14 protein-coding genes are annotated in these 14,495 nt (G+C 69.3%); 8 read left to right on the forward strand and 6 right to left on the reverse strand.

Features of this window, described 5'->3' with window-relative positions; translation table 11 throughout:
- Positions 1-45 precede the first annotated feature (45 nt).
- Positions 46-1,059 (reverse strand): UDP-glucose 4-epimerase GalE, encoded by a 1,014-nt coding sequence (gene galE / locus VNJ48_RS01900; protein ID WP_325598555.1) that lies wholly within the window; start codon positions 1,057-1,059, stop codon positions 46-48.
- A gap of 41 nt (positions 1,060-1,100) precedes the next feature.
- Here galE and gmd point away from each other — a divergent pair, with 41 nt between their 5' ends.
- Together gmd and VNJ48_RS01910 are read left to right on the forward strand one after the other, a co-directional pair.
- On the forward strand, positions 1,101-2,093 hold the full coding sequence (gene gmd / locus VNJ48_RS01905) for a GDP-mannose 4,6-dehydratase (RefSeq protein WP_325598557.1): 993 nt from the start codon (positions 1,101-1,103) through the stop codon (positions 2,091-2,093).
- Positions 2,094-2,100: 7 nt separating this feature from the next.
- Complete coding sequence (locus tag VNJ48_RS01910; protein WP_325598559.1) at positions 2,101-3,057, forward strand: GDP-mannose 4,6-dehydratase; 957 nt, start codon at positions 2,101-2,103, stop codon at positions 3,055-3,057.
- Positions 3,058-3,156: 99 nt separating this feature from the next.
- Here the strand turns inward: VNJ48_RS01910 and rfbA are convergent, their stop codons facing one another.
- Positions 3,157-4,032 carry a glucose-1-phosphate thymidylyltransferase RfbA gene (gene rfbA / locus VNJ48_RS01915; protein WP_325598561.1) on the reverse strand — a complete coding sequence of 292 codons (876 nt, stop codon included), beginning with the start codon at positions 4,030-4,032 and terminating at the stop codon, positions 3,157-3,159.
- Between the two features lie 115 nt (positions 4,033-4,147).
- Between rfbA and VNJ48_RS01920 the strand changes: the two genes are divergently transcribed.
- From VNJ48_RS01920 to VNJ48_RS01930, 3 genes are read left to right on the forward strand one after another with little or no spacing between them, the layout of a single operon-like run.
- A complete protein-coding gene (locus VNJ48_RS01920; protein ID WP_325598563.1) occupies positions 4,148-5,995 on the forward strand; it encodes a DUF4012 domain-containing protein in 1,848 nt (615 codons plus the stop codon).
- A gap of 28 nt (positions 5,996-6,023) precedes the next feature.
- Entirely contained in the window at positions 6,024-7,022 is a 999-nt protein-coding gene (rfbB, locus tag VNJ48_RS01925; RefSeq protein ID WP_325598565.1) for a dTDP-glucose 4,6-dehydratase, read from the forward strand.
- Positions 7,022-8,440 (forward strand): bifunctional dTDP-4-dehydrorhamnose 3,5-epimerase family protein/NAD(P)-dependent oxidoreductase, encoded by a 1,419-nt coding sequence (locus VNJ48_RS01930; protein ID WP_325598566.1) that lies wholly within the window; start codon positions 7,022-7,024, stop codon positions 8,438-8,440. The genes rfbB and VNJ48_RS01930 overlap by 1 nt, the downstream gene beginning before the upstream one ends.
- Before the next feature lie 218 nt (positions 8,441-8,658).
- On the opposite strand, the gene VNJ48_RS01935 is transcribed toward VNJ48_RS01930, so the two are convergent.
- Complete coding sequence (locus VNJ48_RS01935) at positions 8,659-9,009, reverse strand: phosphomannose isomerase type II C-terminal cupin domain (protein WP_325598568.1); 351 nt, start codon at positions 9,007-9,009, stop codon at positions 8,659-8,661.
- Positions 9,010-9,076: 67 nt separating this feature from the next.
- Here VNJ48_RS01935 and VNJ48_RS01940 point away from each other — a divergent pair, with 67 nt between their 5' ends.
- Positions 9,077-9,370 carry a DUF2516 family protein gene (locus VNJ48_RS01940; protein ID WP_325598570.1) on the forward strand — a complete coding sequence of 98 codons (294 nt, stop codon included), beginning with the start codon at positions 9,077-9,079 and terminating at the stop codon, positions 9,368-9,370.
- Positions 9,371-9,447: 77 nt separating this feature from the next.
- Here the strand turns inward: VNJ48_RS01940 and VNJ48_RS01945 are convergent, their stop codons facing one another.
- From VNJ48_RS01945 to VNJ48_RS01955, 3 genes are all read right to left on the reverse strand, one after another.
- Entirely contained in the window at positions 9,448-10,128 is a 681-nt protein-coding gene (locus VNJ48_RS01945; protein WP_325598572.1) for a hypothetical protein, read from the reverse strand.
- 4 nt (positions 10,129-10,132) lie between these two features.
- On the reverse strand, positions 10,133-10,528 hold the full coding sequence (locus VNJ48_RS01950) for a helix-turn-helix transcriptional regulator (protein ID WP_325598574.1): 396 nt from the start codon (positions 10,526-10,528) through the stop codon (positions 10,133-10,135).
- A 65-nt stretch (positions 10,529-10,593) separates the two neighbouring features.
- A complete protein-coding gene (locus VNJ48_RS01955) occupies positions 10,594-11,553 on the reverse strand; it encodes an asparaginase (protein ID WP_325598576.1) in 960 nt (319 codons plus the stop codon).
- 39 nt (positions 11,554-11,592) lie between these two features.
- On the opposite strand from VNJ48_RS01955, the gene cysC reads away from it, so the two are divergent.
- Both cysC and VNJ48_RS01965 read left to right on the forward strand, forming a co-directional pair.
- On the forward strand, positions 11,593-13,371 hold the full coding sequence (gene cysC / locus VNJ48_RS01960; RefSeq protein ID WP_325598578.1) for an adenylyl-sulfate kinase: 1,779 nt from the start codon (positions 11,593-11,595) through the stop codon (positions 13,369-13,371).
- Complete coding sequence (locus tag VNJ48_RS01965; RefSeq protein WP_325598580.1) at positions 13,371-14,381, forward strand: sulfite exporter TauE/SafE family protein; 1,011 nt, start codon at positions 13,371-13,373, stop codon at positions 14,379-14,381. The genes cysC and VNJ48_RS01965 overlap by 1 nt, the downstream gene beginning before the upstream one ends.
- Positions 14,382-14,495 lie beyond the last annotated feature (114 nt).

Genomic DNA, 14,495 nt, shown 5'->3' on the forward strand with positions numbered 1-14,495 from the left:
CGTGAGCCTGGGGCAACCGGACGACCCTCCACTCAGGATCGAGACTCAGCTCGTGTATCCCTCGGGGTTCTGGGACTGCCAGCGCCAGGTGTCGGCGCACATCTCCTCCACCGTCCGGGTGGTGCTCCAGCCGAGCTCGGCGTTGGCGCGGGACGGGTCGGCGTACGACGAGGCGACGTCGCCGGCGCGACGCGGGACGATCTCGTAGGGAATGGCTCGGCCGACCGCCGTCTCGAAGGCCTTCAGCAGCTCCAGGACACTGGTGCCGCGACCTGACCCGAGGTTCCAGACGTTGACGGGCTTGTCGGTCTTCTCGAGCGCCTCGAGAGCGGCGATGTGGCCCGCGGCGAGGTCCTCGACGTGGATGTAGTCGCGGACGCCGGTGCCGTCGGGAGTGTCGTAGTCGTCGCCGAAGACGCGCAGCTTCTCGAGGCGACCGACCGCGACCTGCGCGAGGTAGGGCATGAGGTTGTTGGGGGTCTCCGAGGGGTCCTCGCCGATCGTGCCGGAGACGTGCGCACCCACGGGGTTGAAGTAGCGCAACAGGGCGAACCGCAGGTCGGGCGCGGCCATGGCGACGTCGGTGAGGATCTGCTCCTGCATGACCTTGGTCCAGCCGTAGGGGTTGGTCGCGTAGGTGCGCCGGTCCTCGGTGGCCGCAACCTGGTCGGTGCCGTAGACGGTCGCGCTGGAGGAGAAGACGAGCTTCTTGACGTCGTAGCGCTGCATGGCCCGGACGAGGGAGAAGGTGGAGCCGAGGTTGTTCTCGTAGTAGTCCAGCGGCTTGGCGACGCTCTCGCCCACTGCCTTGTAGCCGGCGAAGTGGATGACGGCGTCGAAGTCCTCGGCGGCGAAGAGGTGCTCGGTCTTGTCGTAGTCCCTCAGGTCGAAGGCGTGCACCGGCAGGGGGGTGCCGGTCAGGGCCTCGAGACGCGCCACCACAGTGGGCTGGGAGTTGCTGAAGTTGTCGACGATCACCACGTCGTGGCCGGCCTGGACGAGCTGGATCACGGTGTGCGAGCCGATGTAGCCGGCGCCACCGCTGACGAGGATCTTCATGGCCAGCAGCCTACCGAGCGGACGCTGTCACACTGAGCACCATGTCAACTGCGAGGCCGACCGCACTCATCACCGGCATCACCGGCCAGGACGGTCTCTACCTCGCCGAGATGCTGCTGGCGAAGGGGTACGAGGTCCATGGCGTCATCCGCGGCCAGAACAACCCCCGCCGCGCGCTCGTGGAGACGCTGGTCCCTGACGTCCGGCTCCACAACGGAGACCTCACCGACCTGTCCAGCCTGATGCGGGCGCTGCGCGACAGCCAGCCCGACGAGGTCTACAACCTGGGCGCCGTCAGCTTCGTGGCCTACTCCTGGGAGAACGCCTTCATCACCAGTGACGTGACCGCCATCGGCGTGCTCAACATGCTCGAGGCGGTCCGCCTGCAGGCCGGTGACGACCCGTCGGCCGTGCGGTTCTACCAGGCGTCGAGCTCGGAGATGTTCGGGAAGGCCCAGCAGGTCCCGCAGAACGAGCAGACCTTGTTGTGGCCGCGTTCGCCGTACGGCGTCAGCAAGGTCTACGGCCACCACATGACCATCAACTACCGCGAGTCCTACGGCATGCACGCCAGCTCCGGCATCCTGTTCAACCACGAGTCGCCGCGTCGGGGCGAGGAGTTCGTGACCCGCAAGGTCAGCAAGGCCGTCGCCGCCATCAAGCTCGGGCAGCAGCACGAGCTCGTCATGGGCAACCTCGACGCCCGCCGCGACTGGGGCTTCGCCGGTGACTACGTGGAGGCGATGTGGCTGATGCTGCAGCAGCCCGAGGGCGGCGACTACGTCATCTCCACCGGCGAGACCCACTCGATCGAGGAGCTCCTCGACGTCGCCTTCAACCACGTGGGGATCACCGACTGGTCCCGGTACGTCCGCCAGGACCCGAGCTTCATGCGTCCCGCGGAGGTCGACCTGCTGATCGGCGACTCGACCAAGGCGCGCGAGGTGCTGGGGTGGAAGCCGAAGATCACCTTCGAGGAGCTCGTCACCATGATGGTCGACGCCGACCTCGCGGCGCTGAAGGCCGGCTGGTGAGCACCTCGTGACCAGTTCCAGCCGCAGGGCTCTCGTCACGGGGATCGGCGGCCAGGACGGCAGTTACCTCGCCGAGCGACTGCTCGCCGAGGGCACGGACGTGCACGCGCTCGTGCTGCACGACGAGGCCCAGCCGCCGTACTGCCCGCCCGAGGTGACCCTGCACGTCGGCGACCTGGCCGACGTCGCGGCGACGCGTCGGCTCGTCCTGGACCTCGCCCCCGACGAGGTCTACAACCTGGCCGCGATCAGCTCGGTGGCCCAGTCGTGGGCCGAGCCCGACGTCGTCAGCCGGGTCAACGGCCACGCGGCAGTCGCCCTCCTCGAGTCCGCGCGGCAGGTCGGGGACCACGTCCGCGTCGTCCAGGCCTCGAGCGCCGAGATATTCGGTGAGCCCGACCAGATGCCCCAGACCGAGAGGACACCGGTCCGCCCGCTCAACCCGTACGGCGCAGCGAAGGCCTACGCCCACCTGTCGGTCGCCGTCCAGCGCCGACGCGGGCTCCATGCCTCGAGCCTGATCCTCTACAACCACGAGTCGCCGCGTCGACCGACGCGCTTCGTCACCCGCAAGATCACCGCGGGGGTGGCGGCCATCGCCCAGGGGCGCGCGAGCGAGCTGGTGCTCGGCAACCTCGACGCCCGACGCGACTGGGGCTGGGCACCCGACTACGTCGACGCGATGGTCCGGGCGGCCCGCACCGACGAGCCCGACGACTACGTCATCGCCACCGGCGTCAGTCACACCGTCCGTGAGTTCGTCGCAGCAGCTTTCGCGGCGGCAGGCGTCGAGGACTGGGAGGGGTTCGTCCGACAGGACGCGGCGCTGCTGCGGCCCGCGGACGCAGGCGAGCTGGTCGGCGACGCGGCCCTCGCCCGCGACGTGCTGGGCTGGTCGCCGACGGTGGCCTTCGAGGAGGTCGTCGCCCGGATGGTCGCCGCCGATCTGCCAGCCGGAGCCTGACTTCCCGCGGTTTCCGTCACCTTCACATGTGTTGCAACACGCGGGAACGTTCGACTCCCCCGACTCCCCCGGCTACCCGGGGGATCAGGCGAGACAGACCTACTCCCCCGCCTGCTCCGCCAGCAGGTCGAGCAGGTAGGCGCCGTACCCGCTCTTGACGAGCGGCTCGGCGCGTTCGACCAGCTCGGCGTCGGAGAGGAACCCCATCCGCCAGGCGACCTCTTCTGGTGCGCCGATCTTGAAGCCCTGGCGACCCTCGATGGTGCGCACGAAGTTGCTGGCGTCGTTGAGGGAGTCGAAGGTGCCGGTGTCGAGCCAGGCCGTGCCGCGGGGCAGCACCTCGACCTGGAGACGGCCCTGCTCGAGGTAGATCCGGTTGAGGTCGGTGATCTCGAGCTCGCCGCGCGCCGAGGGCTGCAGGTCCTTGGCGTAGCCGATCACGTCGTTGTCGTAGAAGTAGAGCCCCGGCACGGCGAAGTGGCTCTTGGGGTGGGTCGGCTTCTCCTCCAGCGACAGCGCCTGGCCCGCGTCGTCGAACTCGACCACGCCGTAGGCGGTGGGGTCCGCCACGTGGTAGCCGAAGACCGCGGCGCCCTCGAGGTTCTCGAAGCGTCGCAGCCGGGTGCCGAGTCCGGTGCCGTAGAAGATGTTGTCGCCCAGCACGAGCCCGGCGGTGTCGCCGCCGACGTGGTCCGCGCCGATGATGAACGCCTGGGCCAGCCCGTCGGGACTGGGTTGTACGGCGAACGTGATGCTGATGCCGAACTGCGACCCGTCACCCAGCAACCGGTGGAAGCCTTCGGCCTCGTGCGGCGTGGTGATGATCAGGACGTCCCGGATCCCCGCGAGCATCAGCGTCGACAGCGGGTAGTAGATCATCGGCTTGTCGTAGACGGGCACCAGCTGTTTGCTGATCCCCTGGGTGATCGGGTGGAGTCGCGACCCCGTGCCGCCGGCCAGAATGATTCCCCGCATGCAGGCACCCTATGGCCCGGGCCGGTGACGGCGCGATCGCCCGGGGCGGCCCAGGGGTGGCCGACTCCCCGTCTTTCGAGGTCACGGCCACCTCCTCCCTGCGAGGATGAACGCTGTGTCCACCCTGTCCCGGCTCCGCAAGCCCATCGTGCTCCTGGCCGCGGCGACCGGTGTCGTCGCGCTGGGCGTCTCGGTGGCGCGGGTCCCCGGCGCCGCGGACGGCGCCCGGGAGGAGCTGACCGCGGCCAGGACTGCGATCGAGTCCGGGGAGGAGGAGGCCGCCGATGCCGCGGTCGCCCGCGCCCGCGACCACGTCGACACGGTGCAGGTCGGCGTGCAGGGACCGCTCGGACTTCTCGGTCAGTGGCTGCCCGTGGTCGGGACGAGCGTCCGCGACGTACGCCACCTGGGCAACGCCCTCGACGCCGTGACCACGGTGGCCGAGCTCGGCGCCGAGACCTACCCCGAGATCACCGGGGCCGACTCCACCTTCTTCACCAACGGCGAGGTGGACATCCCCACCCTGCGCAGGCTGGTCGCCAACACCACCGAGGCCCACCAGGAGCTGGCGGACGCACGCTCCTCGCTGGAGGACATCGAGGCGACCGGGCCCGGTGCGGCCCGTCTCGACACCGCTCGCGACGAGGCCCTGGCCCAGGTGATCCCGATCCACGACAGCCTCACCGCGACGATGCCCCTGGTGGAGCAGCTGCCGACCATCCTGGGTGCGGAGGGTGAGCGGAAGTATCTCGTCGCGATCCTCAACCCGGCCGAGCTGCGCTACTCCGGAGGCGCGCCGCTGACGCTGACCCCGATCACCGTGCTCGACGGCCGCGTCGAGTTCGGGGAGGCGACCGACACCGAGTCCAACACCTTCGCGTTCCAACCCCGCTACTGGCGCAAGGTCAAGGGCAACTCGTTCCACAACGGCCGCATGCGGCTCGTCAACGCCACCATCCCGCCCTCGTGGCCGGTCGCCGGCGAGGAGACGCTGAACGCCTGGCGCAGCCTGCGCGGGCGCAACATGGCCGGTCTCTTCGTGGTCGACGTCATCGCGCTGGCACGCCTGGCCGAGCTCACCGGACCGATGGAGGTCCCCGGCTACGGCCGCGTCGACGCGGACAACATGGTCGAGACCCTGGTCGGCAGCTACGACCGGTTCACCGAGGTCTCCGAGCGCAAGGCCGCCAACCGCGCCCTGGTCCCGCTCTTCATGGAGCGGTTGCTGCAGACCGGCGGCCTGCCCGACAAGGTGAAGATCCTCACCGAGGCGGCCCGAGGTCGTCACTTCGCCGCCTACTTCCGTGAGGACGGGTTCCAGGAGACTCTCGGCGAGATGGCGGTCACCGGAGACCTGTCGGAGACCGAGAACGACTACCTCGGTGTCTTCACCCAGAACGTCGGGTCCAGCAAGACCGACTACTGGCAGTCGCGGCAGGTGCGCTCCGACGTACGCCTGCGGCCCGACGGCAGCGCCCGGGTCGCGCTCGAGGTCGAGATCCACAACGACACCCCGCCCTACGCCGGAGCCGGACCGCACTACCGCCAGGGATACAGCACCCGCTACGCCACGCTCTCCGTCGGGAACTTCCTGCCCCGAGGCTCCGATGTCGACGCGGTGAGCGTCGACGGAGCGCCGATCGACTTCGTCGTGGGCAACTACTTCGGCCGTCCCTTCGTGCGTCACACGATCGCGTTCGACCCCCAGCAGCGCCACACCATGCGCCTGGAGTACGACGTCCCTGCCGCCGCCGTTCGCGACGGCAAGGAGCTGACCTACTCCCTCGATCTTGATCCCCAGGGCATGGTCCGGGCGCAGTCGGTGAGCGCCACCGTCCACTTCCCCGCCGGCTTCGAGATCGACTCCTTGCCGGAGGGATGGAGTGCGTCCGGGCCAGGCTCCGCGACCTGGTCCGTCGACGCCCTCGACGAATCCCCCCGACTGGCACTCACTGCCCGCTGAACCCGAGCCGCCCTCTAGGATCGCGGCCATGCAGCGACTTCTCGTGACCGGCGGCGCCGGCTTCATCGGCTCCAACTTCGTCCACCACCTGGTGCGGGAGACCGACGCCCGGGTGACGGTGCTCGACAAGATGACCTACGCGGCCAGCAAGGAAGCCCTTGCCGGGCTGCCCGAGGACCGCGTCTCGCTGGTCGTCGGCGACATCGCTGAGCCGGACGTCGTGGACCCGCTCGTCGCGCAGCACGACGCGGTCGTCCACTTCGCCGCCGAGTCGCACAACGACAACTCGCTCAACGACCCATCGCCCTTCATCCGCACCAACATCCTGGGCACGTTCACGATCCTCGAAGCGGTCCGCAAGCACGACAGGCGCCTCCACCACGTCTCCACCGATGAGGTGTACGGCGACCTCGAGCTCGACGACCCGAAGCGGTTCACCGAGGACACGCCCTACAACCCGTCGTCGCCCTACTCCGCGTCCAAGGCCGGGTCCGACCACCTCGTCCGCGCGTGGGTGCGCTCCTTCGGCGTACGCGCGACGGTCTCCAACTGCTCCAACAACTACGGGCCCTGGCAGCACATCGAGAAGTTCATCCCGCGCCAGATCACCAACGTCATCGACGGGATCCGGCCGAAGCTCTACGGCTCGGGCGAGAACGTGCGCGACTGGATCCACGCCGAGGACCACTCGTCCGCGGTGCGGACCATCCTCGAGAAGGGCCGGATCGGGGAGACCTACCTCATCGGTGCCGATGGCGAGAAGAACAACCTCGAGGTCGTGCAGCTCATCCTCAAGCTGATGGGTCAGCCGGAGGACGCCTTCGACCAGGTCAACGACCGTGCCGGTCACGACATGCGCTACGCCATCGAGTCCGGCAAGCTCCGCCAGGAGCTCGGGTGGTCGCCACAGTTCCAGGACTTCGAGTCCGGCTTGGCCAACACCATCGAGTGGTACGAGACGCACAGCGACTGGTGGCGTCCGGCGAAGGAATCGGTCGAGGCGACCTACGCCCAGAAGGGCCAGTAGTGAGCACCCTGCCCTCCCTCGAGACCACCCTGATCCCCGGCCTGGTCGTCGTCCGGCTCGATCGTCGCGACGACTCGCGCGGGTTCTTCAAGGAGAACTGGCAGCGCCAGAAGATGGTCGACATCGGCCTGCCCGACTTCGGCCCGGTGCAGAACAACGTCTCCTTCAATTCCGACCGCGGCGTGACCCGCGGGATCCACACCGAGCCGTGGGACAAGTTCGTCTCGCTGGCGACGGGGCGGATCTTCGGCGCGTGGGTCGACATGCGGCAGGGCGAGACCTTCGGCGCGACCTTCACCCTGGAGATGGACACCTCGGTGGCCGTCTTCGTCCCGCGCGGTGTCGGCAACAGCTATCAGGTGCTCGAGGACGCGACGGCATACACCTATCTCGTCAACCAGCACTGGCGTCCAGGCATCGTCTACCCGGCGCTGTCCCTCGACGACCCGACTGTCGCGATCGACTGGCCGATCCCGCTGTCCGAGGCGATCATCAGCGACAAGGACCAGCACAACCCGACCCTCGACCCGACGACGGCGATCGCGCCGAAGAAGGCGCTCATCGTCGGTGCGCTGGGTCAGGTCGGGCGGGCGCTGCAGGCAGACTTCCCCGGCTCCGACCTCGTGGACATCGTCGAGGGCGAGGGCGTCACCGCGCTCGACCTCACCGACGAGGCGGCCGTGGCCGCCCTGCCCTGGCACGACTACGCCGTGGTGCTCAACGCCGCCGCCTACACGGCCGTCGACGTGGCGGAGACCGCTGACGGCCGACGCACGTCCTGGGCGGCCAACGCGACCGCTCCCGCCACCCTCGCCCGTATGGCTCGCGAGCACGGCGCCACGCTGGTGCACTACTCGTCCGAATACGTCTTCGACGGCACCGCCGAGGAGCACACCGAGGACGAGCCCCTCTCCCCGCTGGGCGTCTACGCCCAGTCGAAGGCCGCCGGCGACATTGCCGCGGGCACGGCGCCCCGGCACTACGTCGTCCGCACCTCGTGGGTGATCGGGGAGGGCAAGAACTTCGTCCGCACGATGGCTTCCCTGGCAGCCAACGGCGTCTCGCCGAGCGTCGTCTCCGACCAGGTCGGCCGACTGACCTTCGCCTCCGAGCTCTCCCGCGCCACCAAGCACCTCATCGACACCGGCGCCCCCTTCGGCGTCTACAACGTGTCCAACGCCGGACCGGTGATGTCCTGGGCCGAGATCGCGCGCGAGGTCTTCACCCGCTCCGGGCGGTCGGCCGCCGACGTCTCGGAGACGACGACTGCGGAGTACGCCGCAGGCGTGCTCGACAAGGGCAGCCCCTTCGCCCCCCGGCCGCTGAAGTCGGGCATGTCGATGACGAAGATCCGCGCCACCGGGTTCGAGCCGGAGGACGCCCTCAGCGCCCTCGACCGCTACCTCGCAGCTGACTGACTGACGGCCCGGACCCCCGGCGCAGGCACCGCGGTCGTCGGAGACGACGTCCGACACCGTGGCGCCCCGGCAGCCGCATCGTCGGACACCCGCCACAACGTCCGACACAGTGGCTCCCCCAGCAGCCGCATCGTCGGACGTCCGCCACCGCTGCCCACCGCTGCCCCACCGCTGCCCTGCCGCGGCCCCGCGCGGTCAATCCTGGAGCACGCGACGCGTCAGCCGCTACGGCCGTAGTCGTCCTCGAGTCGGCAGATGTCGTCCTCGCCGGTGTAGGAGCCGCGCTGGACCTCAATGATGACGAGCTCGTCGTCGTGCATGTTCGTGATGCGATGGGCAGCGCCCTGGGCGATGTCGACCGAGTAGCCCGACTCGGCGACGGTGGTCTCGCCGTCGATCACGCAGGTCGCCGTACCAGCGATGACGACCCAGTGCTCGGAGCGGTGCTCGTGCGTCTGGTAGGACAACCGCTGCCCGGGATTGACGTGGATGCGCTTGACCTTGTAGCCGTCGCCCTCGTCAATGACGTGCCATGAACCCCACGGCCGGTCTTCCGACTCCGTCGACATACGTGCCCCGTCCCGTTGCTGAATGACGTCTCACCCTATGCGACCCCCTCGGACGTAGGGTGGAGTGGTGACCTTCTTCCAGCTCGAGGGCTATGCCTACCTCCTGGCGATCCTGGCGATGCTGGCGGTCAAGGGGTTCGCCTTCATCAGCGCCGTGTCCTTCCCGGCCGAGGCCTATCCAGCCGCCAGCCGTGGCAACAAGGTCGGCTGGGGGATCGGGCTGGGACTGGGCTTCGTCGCGCAGGTCATGATGATGAGAGCCGATCCCATCAACCTGATCAGCCTGGCCTTCCTCATCGCGGCCCTGGTCTACGTCGCCGACACGCGACCCGCCCTGGCCGAGGTCACCAGCCCCCGCTGACCCCGGACAGGCCGAGGCCCCCGGCAATGCCGGGGGCCTCGGTGGAGCGGTCGAACAGCGGCGCTGTCCGGGGTGCGTCAGTCGCCGATCTTCTGGGCGGCGTCGCTGACGGCCTTGACGGCGTTCTCGGCCGTGTCCTTGGCCGTCGTGACGGTCGCCTTCGCGGACGACTTGGCCGCCGCAGCCTTCTTGGTCGCCGGCTTGGTGTTGGTCTTCTTGGCGGTGTCGGCGGCCTTCTTGACAGCGGTCTTGGCCGTCTTGGTGGCGGCGGCCGACGTCTTGCGTGCCTGCGTGTTGGTGGTCTTGGCCTTCGCCACGGTCGTCTTGGCCGAGGTCACGGTGTCCTTGGTCGACTTCTGGCGGCGGATGCGCCCGACGAGGGACTCGCCGCGCTCCACGAGGTCGGTGAACGCGTCGGCGGCGTAGTTGACGTTCTCGTCGACCAGGCTCGTGACCCGGGCCGGGTAGCCCTTGGCCTCGGTCTGCAGCTCGGCGACGCGGGCCTCGATGGCCGCGCGGTAGGACTTGGCGTCCTTGGCGAGGGCGTCGACGCGGGAGCCGACGACGGTCACGGCCTGCTCGCGCAGGGCTTTGGGGTTGGTGGCCGTCTTCTGGACGCTCGTGAGGCGGGTCTGGGTCTCGGTGACGAGGTCGCGCACGATCTCCACGGCGAGGTCGGTCACGCCGACGCCGGCGTAGAGGGGCTTGCGGGCCTCGGTCCTGATGTCGAACTTGGTGCGGGTCTTGGTGGTAGCCATGTCGTTACTCCTTGTGAAGGGGTGATGGGTCATGCCCCTCGCCCGCATTGAGTGCGAGGAAGGACGAATACACGTCCAGCAGTGACTGCTTCTGACGCTCGGTGAGCCCGGTGTCGGCGAGGATCGCCAGCTCGACCGTGACGCCGTGCACCTCGGGACTGACGATCCCGGCCTGGATGTAGAGCTGCTCGGCCGAGATGCGCAGCGCCTTGGCGATCTGGTTGAGGACTTCTGCTGAAGGGCGGCGCAGACCACGTTCGATCTGGCTGAGGTAGGGATTGCTGACGCCGACCTGCTCGGCGAGCTGCCGCAGGGACAGCCGCGACGCGAGTCGCTGCTCCCTGAGGAAGTTGCCGAGCGACTCGACGACGGTCTTCCCGTCCTTGTTGCCCTTGGCCATGTCTCCATAGTGCTAACAGTTGTTAGCAAAATGCAAACTCAGTTAGCGTGATGCCGACCACACCGTCAGAAGCAGGCGCGGATCTCCCCGACCGGACGGCCACCACCGAGGAGGACGAGAGTCCCCGTGCGGCGTACGGCATCAGCGTCGACAGCCTCGTCGTCGAGGACCCCGGAGCGCTCGAGCGCCGCGGCCATCAGCACGGGCCGGACGCGCGGCGCCCCGTCGTCCGTCTTCAGCGCGAACGCCCGGCCGTCTGGCAGCGCAAGCGCGTAGCAGGACTCGGCCCCGGCCTTGCCGATGGAGCCAGGGAGGGCCGTGAGCAGGGTGAGCTCGTCGCGGGTCGTCCCGGAGACATGTGCAGGGTGGTTGCGGATCGCGTCGGCGACCAGCCGCTCCGGCCCGCTCGACGCGACCGCCAGTGCACCGAAAGCGCGCGCGAGCCCGATCAGGGAGGTGGAGAGCAGGGGCGCACCGCACCCGTCGACGGCGACGGTGTCGACCGGTTCACCGGTGAGCTCGGCGAAGGTCGTCGCGATCGCCTGCTGCAGCGGGTGGGCGGGGTCGAGGTAGTCGTCGATGGACCAGTCGTTGACCACGCAGGTCGCCAGCATCGCCGCGTGCTTGCCCGAGCAGTTCATCAGGATCGAGCTCTTGTCGCCTCCCGCACGGATCACCGCTTCGCGAGCCGCGTCGTCGAGGGGATAGTCCGGCGGCGTCTGCAGAGCCGCCTCCGTCAGCCCGGCCGACTCGAGGATGCGGCGGGCTCCGTCGACGTGGAAGGTCTCGCCGGAGTGCGACGCGCAGGCCAGCGCCAACAGCTCGGGCGGCAGCGAGAGTCCTGCCCTCACCATGGCCAGGGCCTGGATCGGCTTGTTGCACGAGCGCGGCAGCATCGGCTGGTCCACCACGCCGACCGACCAGTCGACCTCGCCGGTCGCGTCGAGCGCCACCACCGATCCGTAGTGGTGGCCCTCCACGAAGCCGGAGCGCACGATCTCTGCCACCACCACTGGACTCGACATGGCTGCAGGTTAAGGGATCTGCCCTGACAGGATGGGGGCGTGTCCCCAGCCCAACACTGTCCCAGCCCCCGCGAGCTCGACGACCTCGAGCTCTTGAGCACCGGGGCGCTGCTGCCCCTGACCGCTTTCAACGAGCCTGGCAGCGTCGTGACGATCCAGCTCCCCGACGCACTCGCGGACCTGGACGAGGTCGAGCTGGTCGACCCCGAAGGGCTGCCCCTCGCCGTGCTCGCCCCGCGCAGCGGAGCCGTCACCAGCCTGACGCACGCGCAGTTCGGGCCCTTCCGCCGCCTCCACCTCAGCCCCCAGCAGGTGCGCGAGCGCTACGCCGGCCGCACCCTGGTGCCGGTCACCGACGCGCTGACCTCCGCCGACCTGGATGAGGTACGCCGCCTGGGACCCGTCGTCCTGGTCGCGCTCGCCGGACACGGCACCCCCGTCCTGTCACCGGTCGCGCTGGTCCGGGCCACCCTGGCGGCGGCCGACCTGCTCCCTGACGCAGTGGTGGTCGCCGTACCCCTCGCCGCGCACGGAGACCCCGACGCCGATCACGCGCTGGGGCTGCAGGTGCTCGCCAACTACGCCGACGTCGACCCGGTGCACGCCCTGCCAGGAACTGCGGACACCGAGGGCACCTACCCCGACGCCGTCGCGGAGATCGTCGACCAGGACGAGCCCGCCCCCGACGAGCAGGGCCTCGTGCTGTTCTTCACCGGGCTGTCCGGCAGCGGGAAGTCCACCCTCGCCCGCGCCCTGACCGACCGCGTGCTCGAGCAGGGGGTGCGGAGCGTCACCAGCCTCGACGGAGATGTCGTACGCCGCCAGCTGTCGGCCGGACTCACCTTCTCCAAGGAGGACCGCGAGACCAACATCCGCCGCATCGGCTGGGTGGCGGCCGAGATCTCCCGCCACGGTGGCCTGGCCGTGTGCAGCCCGATCGCGCCATTTGCCGAGACGCGGGCCGACGTGCGGGCGATGGTGGAGTCGGCCGGCGGGGCCTTCTTCCTCGTGCACGTTGCCACGCCGCTCGAGGAGTGCGAGCGACGTGACCGCAAGGGCCTGTATGCCAAGGCCCGCCGTGGCGAGATCCCGGAGTTCACCGGCATCTCGTCGCCGTACGAGGAACCGAATGACGCTGACGTCCGCGTCGACACGACGGGCCGGTCCATCGAGGCTGCCCTCGGCGACGTGGTCGAGGTGTTGGCGGAGCGAGGTCATCTCGACCTGCGCGCCTCTGTCTCCTCCCCCGAGGTCGACAGTCAGCTGGAGCCGACACCCGAGCCGGCACCCGGCACCACGGACGCGCCCCTCAACGTCCTGTTCGTCTGCACCGCCAACATCTGCCGCTCCCCCTACATGGAGCAGACCGCCCGTGCGCTGGCCGGCGAGGCACGGATCACCTTCGCCAGCACCGGCACCCACGGCTTGGTCGACCAGCCGATGAACCCGGAGATGACCGTCACTCTGAAGACGAGCGACCCCGAGTTCCGCAGCCAGGCCATGAGCCGAGACCTCGTCGACTGGGCCGACCTGATCCTCACGGCGGAGAGCTCCCACCGGTCGTTCGTGATGGAGGAGCACCCGCACGCGTTGCGCAAGGTCTTCACCCTGGGCCAGTTCGCGCGGGTCGCCCAGGCTGAGCCTGCGCTGAAGGGCCGGGGGCTGATCGAGGCTGCCGGCAAGGGGCGTACCCCACCCCTGCCCGAGGACGACATCGATGACCCCTACCGGCGCGGGAATGCCGCCGCCAGGGCAGCAGCGGGCAAGATGTCGACAATGTTGAGTGTGATTGTCGCAGCGCTGGGCGAGGAGAACTGATGGCTGACCTGATCACCATGACGGCCCTGTCGATCCTGGCGGCCGGGTTCTTCGTCGGGATCGTCGTCGGACTGACCGGCATGGGCGGTGGGGCGCTGATGACGCCGGCCCTCATCTTCCTCGGCGTCGGCGAGACGGCGACGGTCGTCACGGCCGACCTGACCGCGGCCGCCGTGTACAAGACCGGCGGCGCGATCGTGCACCGTCGCGAGGGCTCCCCCAACATGCAGATGGCCAAGTGGCTGATCGTCGGCTCGGTGCCGATGGCCCTGCTCGGGCCCTACCTCGTCTCGTGGTTCACCGATCCTGAGGAGCTCGACGACACCCTCAAGCTCTGCATCGGCTTCGCCCTGCTCTTCGCGGCCGCGACCTACGCCCTGAGGCTCTACATCAACCTCAAGCGAGTGCGGGGCGGTGGGCCCGTGGCCGACGACGACCCGCCCGTCCGGCCCGTGCCGACCGTGCTGGTCGGCGCCCTGGGCGGCCTGCTGGTCGGGATCACCAGCGTCGGGTCGGGCTCGGTGATCATGATCGCCCTGTTGATGCTCTATCCCGGGCTCGTCGCCGTGAAGCTCGTCGGCACCGACCTCGTCCAGGCTGTCCCCCTCGTGCTCGCCGCAGCACTCTCCAACATCGCGCTCCACGGCCTCGACTGGGGGATCCTCATCCCACTGGTGATCGGCTCGGTCCCCGGCACCCTGATCGGCGCCAAGATCGCCCCGCGGGTCCCGCAGTCGATCATCCGCCGGGGCATCGTCGTCGTGCTCACCATGAGCGGGGTCGCACTGCTCGACAAGGCCGGCTGGGCGCCGCTCGGTGCCGGCGAGGACGAGACCTACCCGATGCTCATCGCGGGCGTGGGCGTCTTCGTGCTTGTCGTCCTGCCCATCGTGTGGGGCTTCATCCGCAAGTCGGAGGGGTTGCCGATGTTCGGCTCCCCCACCATCGCCCAGCTCGAGGACCCCGACTACAAGCCGGGCCTCGTCGGGATGAAGCGCACCGACAAGTAGCCGAGCTGCTGGCGGTCCGTGTGCCCAGACATACCACCGCCCCCGGCGAGCTGACTTTACGTCAGTTCACTTCGCTCGGGCCCTCCCTCGGCCCGGGCCGCTGAGCAGCGACGC

Source organism: Nocardioides sp. (assembly GCF_035576065.1).
In the GTDB taxonomy this organism is placed as follows: domain Bacteria; phylum Actinomycetota; class Actinomycetes; order Propionibacteriales; family Nocardioidaceae; genus Nocardioides.

What these genes read in the sequence shown, in the direction of transcription:
- rfbB (WP_325598565.1), top strand. Translation starts at nt 6,024, where the DNA reads ATGCAGCGACTTCTCGTGACCGGCGGCGCCGGCTTCATCGGCTCCAAC.
- VNJ48_RS01935 (WP_325598568.1), bottom strand. Translation starts at nt 9,009, where the DNA reads ATGTCGACGGAGTCGGAAGACCGGCCGTGGGGTTCATGGCACGTCATT.
- VNJ48_RS01965 (WP_325598580.1), top strand. Translation starts at nt 13,371, where the DNA reads ATGGCTGACCTGATCACCATGACGGCCCTGTCGATCCTGGCGGCCGGG.
- VNJ48_RS01955 (WP_325598576.1), bottom strand. Translation starts at nt 11,553, where the DNA reads ATGTCGAGTCCAGTGGTGGTGGCAGAGATCGTGCGCTCCGGCTTCGTG.
- galE (WP_325598555.1), bottom strand. Translation starts at nt 1,059, where the DNA reads ATGAAGATCCTCGTCAGCGGTGGCGCCGGCTACATCGGCTCGCACACC.
- VNJ48_RS01950 (WP_325598574.1), bottom strand. Translation starts at nt 10,528, where the DNA reads ATGGCCAAGGGCAACAAGGACGGGAAGACCGTCGTCGAGTCGCTCGGC.
- VNJ48_RS01945 (WP_325598572.1), bottom strand. Translation starts at nt 10,128, where the DNA reads ATGGCTACCACCAAGACCCGCACCAAGTTCGACATCAGGACCGAGGCC.
- gmd (WP_325598557.1), top strand. Translation starts at nt 1,101, where the DNA reads ATGTCAACTGCGAGGCCGACCGCACTCATCACCGGCATCACCGGCCAG.
- rfbA (WP_325598561.1), bottom strand. Translation starts at nt 4,032, where the DNA reads ATGCGGGGAATCATTCTGGCCGGCGGCACGGGGTCGCGACTCCACCCG.